The organism is Cellulomonas sp., assembly GCF_036279715.1.
Taxonomy (GTDB): Bacteria; Actinomycetota; Actinomycetes; order Actinomycetales; family Cellulomonadaceae; genus Cellulomonas_A.
Genome location: NZ_DASUIR010000007.1, coordinates 17,089 through 35,785, shown reverse-complemented (window position 1 = coordinate 35,785; position 18,697 = coordinate 17,089). Strand labels below are relative to the sequence as shown.

16 protein-coding genes and 1 pseudogene are annotated in these 18,697 nt (G+C 73.7%); 9 read left to right on the top strand and 8 right to left on the bottom strand.

What is annotated here, in order from left to right; genetic code table 11:
• Positions 1-645 (bottom strand): annotated as a pseudogene (locus tag VFW79_RS00710) (hypothetical protein); the annotation flags it as partial.
• Positions 646-708: 63 nt separating this feature from the next.
• Here VFW79_RS00710 and VFW79_RS00705 point away from each other — a divergent pair.
• On the top strand, positions 709-1,431 hold the full coding sequence (locus tag VFW79_RS00705; protein WP_329675398.1) for a purine-nucleoside phosphorylase: 723 nt from the start codon (positions 709-711) through the stop codon (positions 1,429-1,431).
• Positions 1,432-1,455: 24 nt separating this feature from the next.
• Here the strand turns inward: VFW79_RS00705 and VFW79_RS00700 are convergent, their stop codons facing one another.
• Genes VFW79_RS00700 through VFW79_RS00690 form a run of 3 tightly spaced genes read right to left on the bottom strand, consistent with a single transcriptional unit; the run spans position 1,456 to position 3,276 of the window.
• On the bottom strand, positions 1,456-2,211 hold the full coding sequence (locus VFW79_RS00700; RefSeq protein ID WP_329675397.1) for a uracil-DNA glycosylase: 756 nt from the start codon (positions 2,209-2,211) through the stop codon (positions 1,456-1,458).
• The gene (locus VFW79_RS00695; RefSeq protein ID WP_329675396.1) at positions 2,208-2,828 is read right to left on the bottom strand and encodes an L-threonylcarbamoyladenylate synthase; all 621 of its coding nucleotides are present in this window, start codon (positions 2,826-2,828) and stop codon (positions 2,208-2,210) included. The genes VFW79_RS00700 and VFW79_RS00695 overlap by 4 nt, the downstream gene beginning before the upstream one ends.
• A gap of 37 nt (positions 2,829-2,865) precedes the next feature.
• On the bottom strand, positions 2,866-3,276 hold the full coding sequence (locus VFW79_RS00690) for an ATP-binding protein (protein ID WP_329675395.1): 411 nt from the start codon (positions 3,274-3,276) through the stop codon (positions 2,866-2,868).
• A gap of 201 nt (positions 3,277-3,477) precedes the next feature.
• Here VFW79_RS00690 and VFW79_RS00685 point away from each other — a divergent pair, with 201 nt between their 5' ends.
• Complete coding sequence (locus VFW79_RS00685) at positions 3,478-4,650, top strand: VIT1/CCC1 transporter family protein (RefSeq protein WP_414647835.1); 1,173 nt, start codon at positions 3,478-3,480, stop codon at positions 4,648-4,650.
• A gap of 595 nt (positions 4,651-5,245) precedes the next feature.
• Here the strand turns inward: VFW79_RS00685 and VFW79_RS00680 are convergent.
• On the bottom strand, positions 5,246-6,517 hold the full coding sequence (locus VFW79_RS00680) for an MFS transporter (protein ID WP_329675394.1): 1,272 nt from the start codon (positions 6,515-6,517) through the stop codon (positions 5,246-5,248).
• 62 nt (positions 6,518-6,579) lie between these two features.
• Here VFW79_RS00680 and VFW79_RS00675 point away from each other — a divergent pair, with 62 nt between their 5' ends.
• A complete protein-coding gene (locus VFW79_RS00675) occupies positions 6,580-6,885 on the top strand; it encodes a GNAT family N-acetyltransferase (RefSeq protein ID WP_329675393.1) in 306 nt (101 codons plus the stop codon).
• A 3-nt stretch (positions 6,886-6,888) separates the two neighbouring features.
• Here the strand turns inward: VFW79_RS00675 and pgm are convergent, their stop codons facing one another.
• Entirely contained in the window at positions 6,889-8,583 is a 1,695-nt protein-coding gene (gene pgm / locus VFW79_RS00670; RefSeq protein ID WP_329675392.1) for a phosphoglucomutase (alpha-D-glucose-1,6-bisphosphate-dependent), read from the bottom strand.
• Positions 8,584-8,688: 105 nt separating this feature from the next.
• Here pgm and VFW79_RS00665 point away from each other — a divergent pair, with 105 nt between their 5' ends.
• Positions 8,689-9,516 (top strand): DUF5926 family protein, encoded by an 828-nt coding sequence (locus VFW79_RS00665; RefSeq protein WP_329675391.1) that lies wholly within the window; start codon positions 8,689-8,691, stop codon positions 9,514-9,516.
• A gap of 73 nt (positions 9,517-9,589) precedes the next feature.
• Positions 9,590-10,561, top strand: a complete 972-nt coding sequence (locus tag VFW79_RS00660; RefSeq protein ID WP_329675390.1) for a glycosyltransferase family 2 protein — start codon at positions 9,590-9,592, stop codon at positions 10,559-10,561.
• Here VFW79_RS00660 and VFW79_RS00655 read toward each other — a convergent pair.
• Entirely contained in the window at positions 10,548-13,007 is a 2,460-nt protein-coding gene (locus VFW79_RS00655; RefSeq protein WP_329675389.1) for a hypothetical protein, read from the bottom strand. The genes VFW79_RS00660 and VFW79_RS00655 overlap by 14 nt on opposite strands.
• Positions 13,008-13,077: 70 nt before the next feature.
• Here VFW79_RS00655 and pheA point away from each other — a divergent pair, with 70 nt between their 5' ends.
• A complete protein-coding gene (gene pheA, locus VFW79_RS00650) occupies positions 13,078-14,058 on the top strand; it encodes a prephenate dehydratase (RefSeq protein ID WP_329675388.1) in 981 nt (326 codons plus the stop codon).
• A gap of 7 nt (positions 14,059-14,065) precedes the next feature.
• Here pheA and VFW79_RS00645 read toward each other — a convergent pair whose 3' ends face one another.
• Positions 14,066-15,289, bottom strand: coding sequence for a diacylglycerol/lipid kinase family protein (locus VFW79_RS00645; RefSeq protein WP_329675387.1), 1,224 nt, complete (start codon positions 15,287-15,289; stop codon positions 14,066-14,068).
• A gap of 119 nt (positions 15,290-15,408) precedes the next feature.
• Between VFW79_RS00645 and serS the strand changes: the two genes are divergently transcribed.
• The 3 genes from serS to VFW79_RS00630 are packed head-to-tail and all read left to right on the top strand — an operon-like array spanning position 15,409 to position 18,588.
• Positions 15,409-16,686, top strand: a complete 1,278-nt coding sequence (gene serS / locus VFW79_RS00640; RefSeq protein ID WP_329675386.1) for a serine--tRNA ligase — start codon at positions 15,409-15,411, stop codon at positions 16,684-16,686.
• A complete protein-coding gene (locus VFW79_RS00635) occupies positions 16,683-17,495 on the top strand; it encodes an HAD family hydrolase (protein WP_329675385.1) in 813 nt (270 codons plus the stop codon). Before serS ends, VFW79_RS00635 begins: the two co-directional genes overlap by 4 nt.
• A 52-nt stretch (positions 17,496-17,547) precedes the next feature.
• Positions 17,548-18,588, top strand: coding sequence for a LacI family DNA-binding transcriptional regulator (locus VFW79_RS00630; RefSeq protein ID WP_329675384.1), 1,041 nt, complete (start codon positions 17,548-17,550; stop codon positions 18,586-18,588).
• The last annotated feature ends 109 nt before the right edge of the window (positions 18,589-18,697 follow it).

Here is an 18,697-nt window from a genome sequence, read left to right as displayed (position 1 = left end):
GTCGTCCTGGGTCTCGAAGACGAGCGACCCGGCGGGGTCGGTGACCCACCACACCTGAGACGTGGGCCCCGCGGTGCCCTCGACCAGGCCGGGGTAGGCGGCACGCAGCTGCTCGAGAGTGGACCCGATGTGGATCCCTGCGGTCGTGGGGAGGTCCGACCAGATGACGTCGATCCGGGAGACCCGGGTGTCGTCGGCCTCGACGGCGAACAACGCTCGCGGCTCGCCGTCCGCCTCGACGATCGGCTCGTACGTCGGGACCCACCGACCCGGGTTGGTGCCGACGGACTCGACCCCGACGTCCTCGCAGTACCTCGGCCTGAACTCGATCATGACCGCGCCCGGGTTGGTCGCGGGTGGCAGACCGACGGTGAGCGGTCCGAGGCCCGATGTGCCGAGCCGGAGATCAGCCGCTGCGGGCCGCGTGGCCGGTGTGGTCGGCATGGCCGACGAGGGCGCTGTCGCCGCCGGTTCCGGTGTCGAGGTCGCCGTGCTGGTCGTCGTCGATGTCGCAGCCGGGGTGGTCTCGACCGGGCCCGGCTCGGAGCCTGCGCACGCCGCGGCGACGCCGAGCAGGAGCCCCGCGAGGACCAGTGAACGCCCCCGAGCCGACACCCACGACGCCCCCCGGATCATGAGATCCACGCTAGTCCTCGCGCCGGATCTCGCCGGGGGACGGTGCCCCGCGGTGCGGGCTAGGGTCGCTGCATGGCTACCCCCCACATCGGCGCTGCGCCGGGAGACTTCGCCCCTGACGTCCTCATGCCCGGCGACCCTCGCCGTGCCCGTCGCATCGCCGAGACGGTTCTGGACGACGCGCGGCTCGTCACCGAGGTCCGCGGCATCCTCGGCTACACCGGCACGTTCGAGGGCCGACCCGTGTCGGTCCTCGCCTCGGGGATGGGGATGCCGTCGATCACGATCTACGCGACCGAGCTGTTCCGGTTCTACGGCGTGCAGCGGATCATTCGCATCGGGACCGCGGGTGGCATGGCGACCCACCTCGACCTCGGCGACGTCGTGATCGCGAACGCCGCGCACACCGACTCGGCGATGACCGCGCAGCGGATCCCGGGCATCCACTACAGCCACGCACCGAGCTTCGCGCTCCTCTCGGCCGCCGCGGTGGCCGCCGGGTTCCGTCCCGGGTTCAGCCCCGCCGGCGTGCACGTGGGTGCGGTCGTCTCGAACGACGCGTTCTACGTCGACCGCCCGGCGACCAACGAGCTGCTCGTCCAGTACGGGACCCTCGCGGTCGAGATGGAGGCCGCGGCCCTCTATGCGGCCGCCGACGCCGAGGGGCGTGAAGCCCTCGCCATCTGCACGATCTCCGACCTGCTGTTCCGCGACGCCGCGCTCTCGGCTGACGAGCGCGAGGAGCTGTTCGACCGCAGCGTGCGGCTCGGGCTCGCCGCGTTCGCGACCGCCTGACCGGTCCGGCGACGCCCGCGCGGCTCAGGTCCGGCCGGCCGCCGCCGCGGCGAGCTCGCGCGCCCGGAGCAGGACCGCGTCGAGCATCGGCTCGGTCAGCCGACCCGTGAAGGTATTCTGCTGGCTCACGTGGAAGCACCCGAGCAGGGTGAGGTCGCGTCCGGCCGGTCCGGCGAGGCGCACCTCGGCGCCGTGCGCGAACCGTGGCCGCGGCCGGGGCACGTCCCAGCCCTGCTCGGCCAGCGTCGTGAGCAGCGCCTGCCACCCGAACGCGCCCAGCACGACGGCGACGTCGGGCGCGACCAGCTCGAGCTCGCGGGCGAGCCACGGGCCGCAGGTGCGCCGCTCGGTCGGGGTCGGCGCGTTGCCCGGCGGGGCACAGCGCACCGGGGCGGTGACGCGGATCCCCGTCAGGGTCAGGCCGTCGTCCGCGCTCACGGACGTCGGCCGGGAGGCCAGACCGGTGCGGTGCATCGCCGCGAAGAGGAAGTCCCCGCTCCGGTCGCCGGTGAACATCCGGCCCGTGCGGTTGGCGCCGTGCGCGGCCGGCGCCAGCCCGACGACGACGATGCGGGCAGCCGGGTCGCCGAACCCGGGGACAGGCCGCGCCCAGTACGTCTCAGTGCGGAAGGAAGCCCGTCTGACCTCGCCGACGTGCTCGCGCCAGGCGACGAGCCGCGGGCAGGCGCGGCACTCCACGAGCAGCGCGTCGAGCTCGTCGAGATCGGCAGCGGTGCCAGCAAGCACCGGGTAGGCGGGGTCGTCGGGCGGGCGGCTCACTCGAACCGGCTGGGGTCCCCCGCGCCGACCCGCACGACCACCGGGGTGCCATCGGAGAAGTCGACGACCGTCGTGGGCTCGGTGCCGCAGTCGCCAGCGTCGACGACCGCGTCGATCACGTGGTCGAGCTCCTCCTTGACCTGCCAGCCCTCGGTCATCGGGCTCTCGGCGCCGGGCAGCAGCAGCGTGCTCGACAGCAGCGGCTCCCCGAGGGCGCGGACGAGCGCGAGCGCGACCGGGTGGTCCGGGATGCGCACGCCGACCGTCTTCTTGTTCGGGTGAGCCAGCCGCCGCGGCACCTCCTTGGTGGCGGGAAGGATGAACGTGTACGCGCCGGGCGTGCTGGCCTTGATCGCGCGGAAGGCCGAGTTGTCGAGGTAGACGAACTGGCCGAGCTGGGCGAAGTCCGAGCACACGAGCGTGAAGTGGTGCTTGTCGTCGAGGTGACGCACGGTGCGGATCCGGTCGGCGCCCGCGTGGCTGTCCATGCGGGTCCCGAGCGCGTAGCACGAGTCCGTCGGGTAGGCGATCAGCGCGTCGTCGCGCAGCAGGGTGACGATCTGGGCGATCAACCGTGGCTGCGGGTCGTGGGGGTGGACGTCGAAGTACTTCGCCATGCGTCGAGCCTAGGCCCGGCGGGCGGCGGGGCGCCCGTCAGGACGGCGGGAGCTCGGGCGTCCTGGGGTGCGCCAGCTCGAACCACACGGTCTTCGCAGGCTTGCCGACCTCGGCGTCGTGCGTGACGGTGCCCCAGCGGGACGACAGGTGGTCGATGAACGTCATGCCGCGACCTCCTGGCTGGGTCGGCACGGCCTGGCACAGCACGGGCGCGGCGGACGTGCCGTCACGGACCTCGACCCGGGTCCGCTCGGCGTCGACGTCGAGGCACAGGACCAGCGGGGGCCGCGCGTGCACGACGGCGTTCGTCACGGACTCGCTCACGAGGAGCACGAGGACATCGAGCGTGGGCTCGTCGAGACCGGCGGCCGTCAGCCGCTCACGAGCCCAACGGCGCACGAGTGCGACACGAGCGACGTCGGGCGCGATGTCGGTCTCGGCGAGCATTGCTGCCTCTCTCTCGGGCTGGAGCTCTCGCGCCGCGGGAGCGGTCGGACCAGCGACGTCGCACGTCCGGCTCGACCCGATGAGTGCGCTCTCAAGCCTAGATCTCGGCGGGTCGCACACCTGGGCCATCGGTCCCTCGCGGGGTCCGTGTCGCCGAGCTGCGAAGAGCTGCCCGGCGGCGAGGATGCGAGAATCACCCCCGTGCAGACCGCCATCGAACCCGCCGCCGACCCCTCGCGACGCGTCCCGAACCGCCGCGATCACCGTCGCTGGAGGCAGTACCTCGCGGACGAGCGAGCCGAGGCCGCCGTCTACCGGGACCTCGCGTCGCGTCGGACGGGCGAGGAGAGGGACATCCTGCTGGCGCTCGCCGACGCCGAGGGGCGGCACGAGCAGCACTGGCTCGACCTGCTCGGGGACGACGTCGGGCGACCGCTGCGCGGTGACTCGCGCACCGTTGCGCTCGCCTGGATGGCTCGTCGGTTCGGGTCCGTGTTCGTGCTCGCTCTCGCGCAGCGCGCCGAGGCGCGGTCGTCCTACGAGACCGACGCCGACGCGACCGCGACGATGGCCGCCGACGAGCGCATCCACGAGGAGGTCGTGCGGGGCCTGGCTGCGCGTGGCCGCAACCGCATGTCGGGGCAGTTCCGCGCGGCGGTCTTCGGAGCCAACGACGGGCTCGTGAGCAACCTCGCGCTCGTGCTCGGCATCGGGGCGAGCGGGGCGTCGAACAGCGTCGTCCTGCTCACCGGGGTCGCCGGCCTGCTGGCGGGCGCGCTGTCGATGGGTGCGGGCGAATACGTCTCGGTGCGCTCGCAGCGTGAGCTGCTCGAGGCGTCGGCCCCCGGGCAGCAGACGCACGCCGCCGTCCCCCACCTCGACGTCGAGGCCAACGAGCTCGAGCTCGTCTACCGTGCGCGCGGGATGTCGGTCGAGGACGCCCGCGTCCGCGCCGGTGAGCTGCTGCGATCGTTCGGCACGATTGCGACCCCGACGCTCGGGGTCCCGCGCGTCGGCCCCGAGCTCGTGGCCGGTACGGACGGTGCGGCGCGAGCCGCGGGGGTCCCGGTGGCGGATCTCGTCGACGAGCACGAGGCCGTCGGGACCGCCTGGGGTGCGGCCGGCGCGAGCTTCTGCTTCTTCGCGTCGGGCGCGATCATCCCGGTGCTGCCCTACCTGTTCGGGCTCGGTGGCCTGCGCGCCGTGCTGGTCTCGACGTTCCTCGTCGGCCTCGCGCTGCTCTGCACGGGGGCGGCCGTCGGCGTGCTCTCGGGCGGTCCGCCGGTGCGGCGCGCGCTGCGCCAGCTCGCCATCGGCTTCGGCGCTGCTGCGACCACGTACGTGCTGGGACTGCTCTTCGGCGCGAGCGTCTGACCGCGTCGCGGCACCACGAACCGTCCCATGTGCCCGGTTCCCTGGTCTTGCTGCGATGGCGAGCCTAGGCTCGATGCGTCCGACGGAGTCGGGGACGTGTCGGGGGAGATCCCGCCGACCGCGGTCTCGCGTCGGCACTGGAGGACTGGACAGATGAGGACGAGAGCAGCATTCCTGGTCGGAGCCGGGATCGGGTTCCTCGTGGGGACGCCGGCCGGGCGCCGACAGATCGAGCGGATCACGGCGCGGGCGGACGCGTTGCTCGGTGAGGACGGTCCCTGGTCGGGACCGGCCCGGGCGCGACTTGGCGGCAGACGCGAGCGGCCTGCGCCGACCGCCCCGCTGAGCAGCAAGGTGGTCGCAGCGGCGCGCGCCGCCGCGCGTGCGGCTGCCGCAGCGGCGCCGAGGATCGTTCGACCCGTTGCTCCTCGACCGTCCGATCGCCAGATGAGCTACCGGATGCCCGCGCAGCGGTCGCCCGCCCGGGACTGGGACGGGGACGGGGACGGTCAGGCGAACGGATCGGAGTCGTGACGGCGCGCGCTCCGGTCCGCCCGTGACGCGTGCTCGCGCCTGAGACGACCTGACCCCATCGCTACGACAACGAGTCGAGCACCACGACCCGGGTCCCGTCGCCGAGCGTCGCCGCCACGGGCTCGTCGACGAACATGAGCTCCGAGGTCGCGGACCGCAGCGTCCGCAGCGCGGCCGCCGTCGCCCCGAGGACCGCGAGGGCAGCCACGACGACGACGAGGTAGCCGCCGCGCGAGCCGTTCGCGTCGATCGCCAGCCCGGCGATCGACGCGCCGAACGAGACGCCGACGCCGAGCATCGTGCCGACCAGCGCGAGGCCCTCGGTCAGGCGCGCACGCGGGACGAAGCTGCGGACCAGGCTGTTGCCGTTGATGATCGTCGGCGCGATCGCGAAGCCCGCCACGAACATGACCCCCGCGAGCATCGCCATCGACGTGACCAGCACGAACAGGGAAGCGCCGAGCGCGAGGGCGACGGTCCCGAGCACGAACCGGCGCCACAGCGGCGCGGTCCAGTGGCGCGCCCCATAGAGCAGTCCCGCGATCATCGACCCGAGCGCGAAGACCGCCAGGACCACGCCGGCCAGCTCGGGGTGACCCTGCTCGCCCGCGAACGCGACGGTCGCGACGTCCGTCGCCCCGAAGATCGCGCCGACCGCGGCGAACACGAACGCGAGGACGACCATGCCGCCCGACCGCATGACGGACCGGGTCCGGGCCGCACCGTCCGGTCGAGCCACGTGCGGCGGCTGCGTGCCGTGCAGGCCGAGGAACCAGTACCCGCCGACGAGCAGCCCCGCGATCGAGACGACCAGCGCCGCGACGGGTGACACGCCCGCCGCGAGGGTGGTCGCGAGGACCGGTCCGACGACGAACACGAGCTCGTCGAACGCCGACTCGAGCGAGTACGCCGTGTGCAGCTCACGCGCCGTGTGCACGACGTGCGACCACCGCGCGCGGACGAGCGAGCCGAAGGACCCCATCGTCGCGCCCGTGACCACGGCTGCGACGTACAGCCAGCCGACGGGCAGCTGCAGGGTCGCGGCGACCGCCAGACCGGCCAGGCCGAGGGAGGTGACCGCGATCGCGGGACGCATGACGCGCGCCTGCCCGTGCCGGTCGACGAGGCGTGCGAGTCGCGGGGAGCAGAGCGCCAGGGTCAGGACGTACGCCGCCGAGACGCGTCCGGCCAGGGCGTACGAGTCGTATCCCGCCACGACGACGAGCACGATCCCGATGCCCGCCATGGACATCGGCAGGCGGGCGAGCAGCCCCGACGAGGAGAAGGCCAGTGCGCCCGGCCGGGCGAGCAGGGTGCGATAGGGCCGGAACACGGCCCCAGTGTGTCACTGCCTGCGCGCTGGCCCGGCCCGCCCGGGTGCCCGATGATTCGGGCATGGACGAGCTCACGGTGACCGACAACCGCGCTGACGGACAGTTCGAGGCGCGCGACCCCGACGGCGCCGTGCTCGCGTTCGCCGCCTACGTGCTCGACGCGGACGCCGTGGTGTTCACGCACACCGAGGTGGTCGAGGCGGCCGAGGGTCGCGGGGTCGGGTCGGCACTCGCGCGCGGCGCGCTCGACCAGGTGCGGGCGTCCGGACGGCGGATCGTGCCGCTGTGCCCGTTCATCCGCGCGTTCGTCGCCCGGCACCCGGAGTACCAGGACCTCGTCCGGCACGCCCCCGACCCGGCCGGCTGACGGTCAGCCGAGCGCGTCCGACACGACGTCCTTCGCGGCCACCTGCACCTGTGCGAGGTGCTCGGGGCTGACGAACGACTCCGCATAGATCTTGTAGACGTTCTCCGTCCCGGACGGTCGGGCCGCGAACCACGCGTTCTCGGTCGTGACCTTGAGCCCGCCGATCGACGCACCGTTGCCGGGCGCCGCGGTCAGCTTCGCGGTGATGTCCTCGCCCGCGAGGGTCGTGGCCGTGACCTGCTCGGGCGACAGCTTGCCGAGCGTGGCCTTCTGCTCGAGGGTCGCCGGGGCGTCGACCCGCGCGTACCAGGACTCCCCGAACTGCGCGACGAGGTCCGCGTGGTGCTGCGACGGCGACCGTCCGGTCGTCGCGAGGATCTCCGACGCGAGCAGCGCGAGGATGATCCCGTCCTTGTCGGTCGTCCAGACGGTGCCGTCCTTGCGCAGGAACGACCCGCCGGCCGACTCCTCGCCGCCGAACCCGACCGAGCCGTCGAGCAGGCCCGGGACGAACCACTTGAACCCGACGGGCACCTCGAGCAGCCGACGGCCGAGCGAGGCCGCGACCCGGTCGATGAGCGACGACGAGACCAGGGTCTTGCCGATCGCGGCGTCCGCGGGCCAGCCGGGACGGGCGCCCGAGTACAGGTACTGGATGGCGACCGCGAGGTAGTGGTTCGGGTTCATGAGGCCCGCGTCGGGCGTGACGATGCCGTGCCGGTCGGAGTCGGCGTCGTTGCCCGTCGCGATGTCGTACGGGGCGTTCTCGCCCATCGCCGTGACCAGGGAGGCCATGGCCGACGGGGACGAGCAGTCCATCCGGATCTTGCCGTCCCAGTCGAGCGTCATGAACGAGAACTGCGGGTCGACCCGCGGGTTCACGACCGTCAGGTCGAGGCCGTACCGCTCCCCGATCGCGGCCCAGTACTCGACCGACGCGCCCCCCAGCGGGTCGGCGCCGATCCGCACGCCGGCCTCGCGGATCGCGTCCATGTCGATGACGTTGGCGAGGTCGTCGACGTAGGCGGCCATGAAGTCGTGGCGGTGCGTGGTGTCCGCAGCGAGGGCCTGCGCGAGGGGCACGCGGCGGACCTGCCCGACCCCGGTGCGCAGCAGCTCGTTGGCGCGGGCGGCGATCCAGCCGGTCGCGTCGGAGTCCGCCGGGCCGCCGTGCGGGGGGTTGTACTTGAAGCCGCCGTCGCGCGGGGGGTTGTGCGACGGGGTCACGACGATGCCGTCCGCCAGCCCGGTCGGCGCGCCCGCAACAGCGCCCTCGACGTGCGTGCGGACACCCTCGGCGCTGGTCGCGCCGTTGTGGAGCAGGATCGCGTGCGAGACGGCGGGAGTCGGCGTGTAGGAGTCGCGGGCGTCGATGGCGACCTGGACGCCCGCGGCGGCGAGCACCTCGAGCGCGGTCTCCCAGGCGGGCAGCGACAGCGCGTGGGTGTCGCGGCCGATGAACAGCGGGCCGTCGGTGCCTTGCGAGCGGCGGTACTCGATGATCGCCGCCGTGATCGCCACGATGTGCGCCTCGTTGAAGGCTCCGTCGAGGCTCGACCCCCGGTGCCCGCTCGTCCCGAACACGACGCGCTGCGCCGGGTCGTCGAGGTCGGGGACGCGATCGCGGTACGCGCCGAGCAGCGCGTCGACGTCGACGAGGTCGGACGGTTGGGCGAGAGTTCCGGCGCGCGGGTCCATGCCCTGATCCTGCCACCCACGGGGTCGGGCCCGCCGGGCGTAGCGCGCCCAGGGTGTCGGGCACGCAGGGTGTCGGGCGCGCCGGGTCCGGTAACCTCGACGACCATGGCCTCTGCTGCAACCTCCGGTTTCGTCCTCCGTCCCTTCGAGGGCCTCCCGGGTGAGCCGGACTGGGTCGCGCTCAAGGAGATCGTCCCCGCGGCGACCGCGACCGCCCGCACCACCGCCGAGCACGGCTCCCGCGACGTGCTCGTGACCACCGTCCTTCCGATGGGGTGGCAGGCGCTGCACCGCGCCGACGGCGTGATCCTCCTCGCGCTGCAGACCTCGCGCGGCTCGGGTGACGCGAGCCGCGACCTCGCCGCCGCGCTGCTCGAGGCCCTCGACATCGAGCCCGGCTCCGCCGTCCAGACGGCCGGCCTGCCCGGCCCGGGTCCGCGACTGCAGGACGTCCTCGACCTGTCCGTCCCGTTCGAGGTCACGATGCAGCCCGGGTACAGCTACTGGCTCGCCCCCGACATCGAGGTGACCGCCGAGCTGTCGAGCGCGATCGAGGAGGCCGACGCGGGCATCGTCCCGACCGTCAAGCTCGCCGCGGCCGAGTCGGCGTACTGGGCGCGGCTCGGCACGCGCGAGTTCCTGCGCTGGGCGCAGCCGCACGACGAGCAGAAGGTCCTCGACGCGCTCGCACGCCTGCACGCCAAGCGTGAGTCCGGGTTCGACGACGCGAAGTTCGTCGGCTACTTCCGCGCGAACGGGATCGTCGTGCCGGTGTGGGAGCTTGCCCCCGGCACCGAGGCCGCCGAGATCGAGAAGCCCGTCGCGGAGTTCCTGCCGCGGTTCACCGCCGCGCTCGCGGACGACTCCCCGCTCGACGCGAACGCCCGCCGCGCCCGCGCGGGTCTGGTCGCCCGGCAGGTCACCCTGCGCTGACGCCCGCCTCGCCGGGATCTGGGGTCGCCGGCCCCGGGCGGTAGGCCGGCCGGGGGCTCGCTAGGCTGGGCGTGTGACCCGGAAGCGCGGGAATTCCGCCGACGACGACGAGGCGGACGTGACGCCCGCGTCGGACGACGTCCTCGTGATGCCCGCAGCCACCGAGGCCCTTGCCGCCACCGACGGGCCCGCCGCGACGAAGGCCCGCGCGCGCCGTGCGTCGCGTCGCCGCGCAGACAGCAGCGAGCCGCTGACCGAGGCGACCACGAAGGAGCCTGGCAGCCGGTCCCGCCAGCGCGTCGCGGTCGTCATCCCGGCCAAGGACGAGTCCCGCCGGATCGCCGCCACCGTCCGTGCCGCGCGCGCGATCCCCCGCGTGGACCTCGTGCTCGTCGTCGACGACGGGTCCGAGGACAGCACGCAGCACGTCGCACGGGACGCCGGTGCCGTCGTCGTCCGCCACTCGCACAACCGGGGCAAGGCCGCCGCGATGGAGACCGGGGCGGCCGTCGTCGCGATGCGGGACACCCCCGACCGGCCGCCGCGCCTGCTGCTGTTCATCGACGGGGACCTGGGTGAGTCGGCCGTGAACACCGCGCCGCTCGTGCCGCCGGTCCTCGAGGGGAGCGCCGACTTCTCCATCGCGCTGCTGCCGCCCCAGGTCGGCGCGGGCGGCCGCGGGATCGTGGTCGGCGCGGCGCGCCGGGCCATCGCCGCGATGACGGGCTGGACGCCGACCCAGCCGCTGTCGGGCATGCGCTGCCTGACCCGCGCGGCGTTCGAGGCCGCGACCCCGCTCGCGCGCGGGTGGGGCGTCGAGACCGGCATGACGATCGACCTGCTCCGGCAGGGGTTCACGGCCGTCGAGGTGCCGTGCGACCTGCGGCACCGACCGTCGGGCTCTGACCTACGGGGCCAGCTGCACCGCGCCGCGCAGTACCGCGACGTCCAGCTCGCGGTCAACGCCCGCCGGGTCCGCCGCGCCGCCGGGGCGATCCGGTCGACCCTGACGCCGGGTGCGTCACCGCCGATCACCCACCGCTGACGGGCGTCAGGCCCGCAGAGGGGCTCGTCACGGGGCTCGGGCGCAGGTGGATCAGCCAGTTCGCGCTGACCGAGGCGAGCAGGGGGACCACCAGGGCGACGCCGATCGCCGGGATGAGGATGCCCGAGTCGTTGAGCGCGAACCCGATCGCCATCGTCACCGCGAGCGCGATCAGGCCGGGACGCAGCATCGGGGCGTCGGTGCCGAGCCGCTTGAGCGGCTCGCGCGCGGACAGCCACCCGTAGGAGCCGCCGTCGGGCGCCACGACGGCCTTGCGCAGGGGCCGACCGAGCACGAGGACGACGAGGACGAGGCCGGCGACCGCGAGCAGGGTCAGCTCGCTGCCGACGAGGATCTTGACGTTCTGCGCGAGCTTGCGCTCGACGACCTGCCACGCACCGCCGTCGAGCACGGTCTCGACGAACCGGCCGAGGTGCGTGCGCGAGTCGGCCGGCCGCAGGTAGTCGACGACCGCGAACGCCGAGACGGTCAGGGCGCCGGCGCCGAGCACCCCGAGCATCCGCCACCAGTTCAGCCGGATCCCGGCGGTGAGCAGGGCGAGGATCGCGAACCCGGGCACGAGCGCGGGGGGCCCGCCGAAGTCTGCTCCGACGGACGGGAGCCCGTCGAGCGCCGTGGTCACGAGGCCGATCAGGACGACGACGCCGGCCGCGAGCCCGCGCCGGCCGCGGAGGACGAGCGGGTTGGCGAGGGCGACGGCGAGGAGGATCGACGCTGCGGCGACCAGTGCGAACGCGGTGTTGTTGAACCCGTAGAACCGTCCGGCGACGAGCGCCTGCGGTCCCATGAGCGAGGACAGCTGAAGGCGGGCACCGGCGGCGATGTCGACGCACACGACGGCGACCGTGATCGCGGCCACGATGCCGAGGGGGGCGAGCACGGTGTCCCGCCACCGCGGCACGAGCGCGATCGCCGTGATCACGACGACCCACACCACGATGGCCGCGGCCACCGCGTACGACGGCGGCGAGACGCGCCACCACGGCGTGAGGTTGGCGAGGAACGTCGCGACGGGGATCGCGGACACCGCCACGCCCAGCGCCCGCAGGGGGCGGAGCACAGTGCCCGGGTGGCTCAGTGCCGCCACGACCCTCCGGCCCTGACCCGGCCAGCGCTTGTCGAGGACACGGCTCCACCAGGCAAGCACGCGCCCGTTGAGCCCGATGGTCACGAGCAGGTAGAGCAGCAGGTTGATGCCGACGAGCGTCAGGTAGAAGACCCGGATGAGCGGGCGTGCGGCCTGCGCGTGCCGGTTCGCGTCGACCAGGGCCGCGACGCGTGCGCTCGCGACGTGCGGGCCGGCGACGGGCGTGACCGGCGAGCCGATGAGGGCACCCTGCGGGGCGTCGGCGCGCAGGCCGAGGGCGCTCAGCACGGTCGGGGTGATGTCGGTGGTCTGCAGGTAGCCGGGCTGGCGCGTCGAGCGTGAACCGAGCAGCGTCTCGGCGTACGTGCCGCCGCGCTCGGCGACCGGACCGCTGGCCACGGCGAGCTGCAGCTGGGGGCTGCGCCCGGAGTCGGCGAGCGAGACGACGAGCACGGTGGGATCCGTCTTCGACGCGTCGATCGCCGCGAGCACGGCACGCACGCGCGCGTCGATGGCCTGCGCCTGCTCGCTGCGGGTCGGTTCCGTGACCGCGATGGCGGCGTCGAGGTCGGACGTGAGGTCCTCGCCGTCGGGTCCCATGACGACCGGCTCACCGGCATCCGCGGCGTCGGCCGGCACACGGTCGCGCGTCGCGTAGCCCGGGTCGCGCACCGAGCCGGCGTCGACGACGACGAGGTCGGAGGTCGCGAGCGAGTCGCGCACGATCGAGGTGAGCCGGGTCGGGTCGGTCGGCAGCCGGACGTGGGTGCCGACGGTCGTCCCGGCCGCGTCCGCGAGCGCGATGGCGGCACCCGGGCCGATACCGGTGACCGTCGCGCCCCCGGCGGCGAGCGCATCCCCGAGCAGCCCGACGTGCGCGGAGAACGAGCCGGCCGCGGCGGACTCGACGTAGTCGGCCCATCCCGGCACCGCCGAGCCCGCGACCGGCTCGTGCAGGCGGCGGCACGTCCCGTCGTGCGCCGGCAGGTCCGCGGCGCGCGTGCCCGTGGACACCGCGAGCCAGCCGTCCGCGGGGCACGACGACGGCCGCACGCTGCGCACGACCGTCGTCCCGACGGCCCCCTGGCGCGACAGGCCCCACAGCGCGGGGGTCGTGAGCGAGCCGAGGTCGTCCCAGCGCAGGCCGGTCACCCCGACGAGCACGACCGGCGACCCGGTCCCTGCTGACGCTGCTGTCCCCGCCGACGCGGCCGCGAGGGACGCGGGCACCGTGAGCAGCGCGAGGAGCCCGGCGAGGCCCGCGAGCGCGCCGACCATCGAGAGCCGCCGGACGCGGGTCGCGCGAGCCGGCCGGGTCGCACGGGGGGGCATCGGCACCGCTCAAGACTACGGTCGCACTAGGCTCGCACCGCTTTCGCCGCCGCATCCCCGCACCACCGGAGGGCAGATGTCCGTCCCGCGCTACGCCTACCTCGGCCCTGCCGGGACGTTCACGGAGGCGGCTCTCCGCCAGGTCGTCGGCCCGGACGAGGCTCTGTACATCCCGCAGGTCGACGTCGTCTCCGCGATCGAGGCCGTCCGCTCGGGCGAGGCCGACTTCGCGGTCGTCGCGATCGAGAGCACCGTCGAGGGCGGGGTCACGGCGACGCTCGACTCGCTCGCGGTCGGTGAGCCGCTCGTGCTGCTGCGCGAGGTGCTCGTCCCGGTCGACTTCACGCTCGCTGCCGCCCCCGGGACGGACCTCACGGACGTGCGGCGCGTGGCCGCGCACCCGCACGCCTGGGTGCAGTGCCGCCGATGGCTCGCCGCGCACCTGCCCGGCGCGGTGCACGTCCCCGCGACCTCCAACACCGCACCTGCGGCGCTCATCGCCGACTCGCTCGCCGTCGAGTTCGCACCCGCCGGTGGCGGATCAGCACGGCGCCCGCTCGGGTTCGACGCGGCGCTCGTGCCGCCCGCAGCCGTCGAGTCCTACGGTCTCGAGGTCCTCGCGGAGCACGTCGCGGACAACCCGTCGCTCGTCACGCGCTTCGTCGTGGTCGGCCGCCCCGGAGCGGTCCCGGCGGCGACGGGAGCCGACAAGACGACGCTCGACGTGCACCTCCCCAGCAACGACGCCGGCGCGCTGCTCACGATGCTCGAGCAGTTCGCCGTCCGGGGCGTCAACCTGTCCCGCATCGAGTCCCGTCCCGTCGGGGACTCGCTCGGCAGGTACTCGTTCTCGATCGACGCCGAGGGGCACATCGCCGAGGAGCGCATGGGCGAGGCTCTCATGGGTCTGCACCGGGTGTGCCCGCACGTGCGGTTCCTCGGCTCCTACCCGCGGGCCGACGACGTGCGTGCGACCGTGCGCATCGGCACGTCCGACCGGGACTTCCTCGACGCGCGCGAGTGGCTCGGGCAGCTGCGGGACGGCCGCGCGCACTGAGCTGTGCTCAGGGCTTCGGCACCCGCACGACGAGCCCGCCCGCCTGGATGTGCGCCGACAGGGCCCGCGCCGTGCCGATCACGTCGCCGTCGACCTGCACGTGCTCGGGCGTGGAGACGCGGACGAGCACCCGGCGGGCCCGGGCGTGGTCGATCCGGCCGATCTTCGCGGGCAGCTCGGCGCGAACCCCGACGCCCTGGAGCACGACCTCGCCGAACAGCTGGGCCCATCCGGCGACGCCGCCGCGCGTGTCGATCGCCGCGACGTCGAGCCAGCCGTCGTCGAGGACCGCGTCGGGCAGGAGCGTCAGCCCGCCGGGCAGGCGCCCGCAGTTGCCGACGAGCAGGCTGCGCAGCCGTAGCGCGGTCGGCGGCCGGTCGTCGAGCCGCACGAGGGCACGCAGCCGGCGACCGTGCAGGTGCCGCACCCCGGACATGAAGTAGGCGATCCACCCGACCCGCGCCTTGAGGCCGAGGTCGGTGTCCGCGACCATCGCCGCGTCGAAGCCGAGGCCCGCGATGACGAGGAAGATGTGCTCGCTCAGCTCGTCGCCCGGCGCGTCGTCGTCGGGGTCCGCGTCGGTCGGCCACCGGGTCGGGTCGAGCTCCATCGGGTCCAGCTCCGCGACGGGGCTGCCTGCTCGTGCGGGCACAGGTCCGGGGCCGCCGTCGAGGATGCGCACCCAGCCCACGTCGATCGCCCGGTCGATGCCCGTCAGCGCGATCTCGAGGGCGCTCAGCGGGTTCCCGATCGGCAGGTCGAGGTTGCGGGCCAGCAGGTTGCCGGTCCCGAGCGGGAGGAGGCCCATCGGGACGCCGGTGCCGACGAGCGCCTCGGCCACGGCCCGGACCGTCCCGTCACCCCCCATCGCGACGACGATGTCGGCACCCGCGGCGACGGCCTGGCGGGCCTGCCCGACGCCGGGGTCCTCGACGCTCGTCTCGAGCCACAGCATCTCGGGCATCCTGCCGTCGGCCACGGCGACGAGGATCTCCTTGCGGAGCATCTCGACGTCGGGCTTCGTCGGGTTCGCCACGAACGCGATGAGCCGCCCGGGCTGCTCGGGCCCGTCGACCGCCGCCTGCGCGTCACCTGGCGTCTGCGGGGGCCGGCCGTCGAGGCCGAGGCGTCCACGGAGCTCCTGCTGGCGGCGGAGCAGGACGATCCCGAGCACGAGGGCGGCGACGGCCAGCACGGCGGCCGCGATCGCGACCCACGCCCACCAGCTCATGGTGGTCAACCTAGGCGCACCGCGACGCCGAGCACACCCCGGGCCCTTGGTCCTGCCGCGCGCACGCGGCCCGCCGCGCCCGTCCGGGCATTCCTCTCGCGGGTCGTTACGCTCGGGGGGTGATCGACCTTCGACTCCTCCGTGACGACCCCGACCTCGTGCGTGCCAGCCAGACCGCTCGCGGCGACGACCCGGGCCTCGTCGACCAGGTGCTCGACGCCGACGCGCGCCGCCGGGCCGCGCTGACCGACTACGAGAAGCTGCGGGCCGAGCAGAAGGCGCTCGGCAAGCAGGTGGCGGCCGCGCAGGGCGAGGAGAAGCACGCGCTGCTGTCGCACGGCAAGCACCTCGCGGACCGGGTCAAGGCGCTGCAGGGCGACGCCGACGCCGCCGAGGCGACCGCGACCGAGCTCGCCCGGTCGATCGGCAACGTCATCGAGGACGGGGTCCCCGCGGGCGGCGAGAACGACTACGTGGTGCTGCGTCACGAGGGCAAGCCGCGGGACTTCGAGGCCGAGGGGTTCGCGCCCCGGGATCACCTCGAGCTCGGCGAGCTGCTCGCCGCCATCGACATCGAGCGGGGCGCGAAGGTCTCGGGCAGCCGGTTCTACTACCTGACGGGGATCGGCGCGCGGCTCGAGCTCGCGCTGCTCAATGCGGCCGTGGACCTCGCGCTGCGGGCGGGGTTCACCCCCGTCATCACGCCGACGCTGGTCAAGCCCGAGATCATGGCGGGCACCGGGTTCCTGGGTGCCCACGCGGACGAGATCTACCGGCTCGAGGCCGACGACCTGTACCTCGTCGGCACGAGCGAGGTCGCACTGGCCGGGTACCACTCGAACGAGATCCTCGACCTGTCGCGCGGCCCGAAGCGGTTCGCTGGCTGGTCGGCCTGCTACCGGCGCGAGGCCGGTTCGTACGGCAAGGACACGCGCGGGATCATCCGCGTGCACCAGTTCCACAAGGTCGAGGCGTTCACCTACACGACGGTCGAGGACGCCGCCGCCGAGCACCGGCGGATCCTCGCCTGGCAGGAGGAGATGCTCGCGCTCGTCGACGTGCCGTACCGCGTCATCGACACGGCCGCAGGCGACCTGGGCATGAGCGCCGCGCGCAAGTTCGACTGCGAGGCCTGGCTGCCGACGCAGCAGCGCTTCCTCGAGCTCACGTCGTCGTCCAACTGCACGACGTTCCAGGCTCGACGCCTGGGTATCCGTGAGCGCACCACGACGGGGGAGATGCGTCCCGTCGCGACGCTCAACGGCACGCTCGCCACGACCCGTTGGATCGTGGCGATCCTGGAGAACCACCAGCTCGCCGACGGTTCGGTGCGTGTCCCCGCGGGGCTGCGGCCGTACCTGGGCGGGCTCGAGACGCTGGATCCGGTGACATCGTGAGCCATCCCCGTACGCCCTCTGACCTGCTGGTCGCCCTGGACGTCGACGGGACGCTGATGTCCTATGACGGGGTGATCTCGCCCGAGATCCGCGCCGTCGTGGCGGACCTGCTCGCCGCAGGCGCGCGCGTCGTCCTCGCGACCGGTCGGTCGGTCGTGGCCACGCTGCCCGTCGCGCAGGAGCTGGGGATCGAGCGCGGCTGGGCGATCTCCTCGAACGGCGCCGTGACCGCCCGCCTCGACCCCGACCTCGAGGGCGGCTACGAGTTCACGGACGTCATCACGTTCGACCCCGAGCCCGCCCTGCGGGTCCTCGCGATGGAGCTGCCCGACGCGCTGTACGCGGTCGAGGACCTGGGCCGCGGGTTCCGGGTGAGCGCGCCGTTCCCGGACGGCGAGCTGGGCGGCGAGTTCGAGGTCGTCGGGTTCGACGAGCTCTGCGCCCACCCGGCCACCCGTGTCATCATGCGCAGCCCCGACAGCACCCCCGAGGAGTTCCACGAGCTCGTCCAGCGGGTCGGGCTCCACGAGGTGACGTACGCGGTCGGGTGGACGGCGTGGCTGGACCTGACCCCCGGTGGCGTGTCGAAGGGCAGCGCGCTCGAGGAGCTGCGGCGCTCGCTCGGCGTGCAGCCGTTCGCGACCGTGGCGATCGGCGACGGCGGCAACGACCGCGAGATGCTCCAGTGGGCCGCGCGCGGCGTCGCGATGGGCCACGCCCCCGAGGACGTGCGCGCCGCTGCCGACGAGGTCACGGGCACCATCGACGACGACGGTGCCGTCGCGGTGCTGCGGAGCCTGCTGCACTGACGAGACGCCCGCCGGGTGGACGGCAACCCCCGGGGGTGAGACAGTCGCGGTCGTGGCCCACAGCATCGACGACGTTGCGCGGGCTGCTGGCGTCTCGACGGCGACGGTGTCCCGTGCGCTGCGCGGGCTCCCCAACGTCTCGGAGGCCACGCGTGAGCGCGTGCGGACCGCCGCGCTCAGGCTCGGATACGTCGCCTCGCCGTCGGCCGTCTCTCTCGCGTCGGGACGCACCCGGACCATCGGTCTGCTCACCCCGTGGATCAGCCACTGGTTCTTCTCGAACGTCATCGAGGGCGCCGAGCGAGCGCTGCGGGCGGAAGGCTTCGACGCGCTGCTGCACACCTTCGAGGTCTCCCGTCGCATGCCCCGGCTCCGCGTCGACCCCGACGTGCTGCGAGGGCGCGTGGACGGGATCCTCGTCGTGGGTCTCCCGCTCGACAACAGCGAGGTGCAGTCGCTCGTCAGTCTCGGGCGCCCGATGATCTTCATCGGCTCGGGCGTCTCGGGGCAGGTCACGGTCCGCCTCGACGACCTGGCCACGGCGCGCACGGCCACCGAGCACCTCATCGGACTCGGCCATCGCCGCATCGGGCACATCGGCGGGGCTCCCGACGACGTCACCCCGTTCTCCCCGCCGGTGTTCCGCCGCCAGGGCTGGATCGCGGCGCTCGAGGCCGCGGGGATACCGGTCGAACCGGCGCTCGAGGTGCACGGGCATTTCGACCTCGACGGCGGCCGGGAGTCGATGCGCCTCCTGCTGCGTCAGGCTCCCGACCTGACGGCGGTGTTCGCGGCGTCCGACGAGATGGCGATGGGCGCGATCCTGGCCGCCTGGGACCTCGGGCTGCGCGTGCCCGAGGACCTCTCCGTGGTGGGGATCGACGGGCACGACCTGGGTGTCCTGGTGGGACTGACGACGATGGCGCAGCCTGCCATCGAGGAGGGAGCGAACGCTGCACGACTCCTGCTCCAGATGATCGCGGGGGCCTCTGTGCCCGAGGATGTCGTGTACCAGACCGAGCTCGTCATGCGGGGTTCGACCGCTCCGCCTCGCGCACCGGTGCGAGGTGTGACCGAATCGTTACCGAATTGAGTCCCGTCCCTGCTTGCGCCCCCGTGATGTAAGCGCTTGCATGAATGCGTGCCTTTCTTGAGACCACGCTCGACCCGCTCAATCATCCAACGACCACAACGACGTGGAG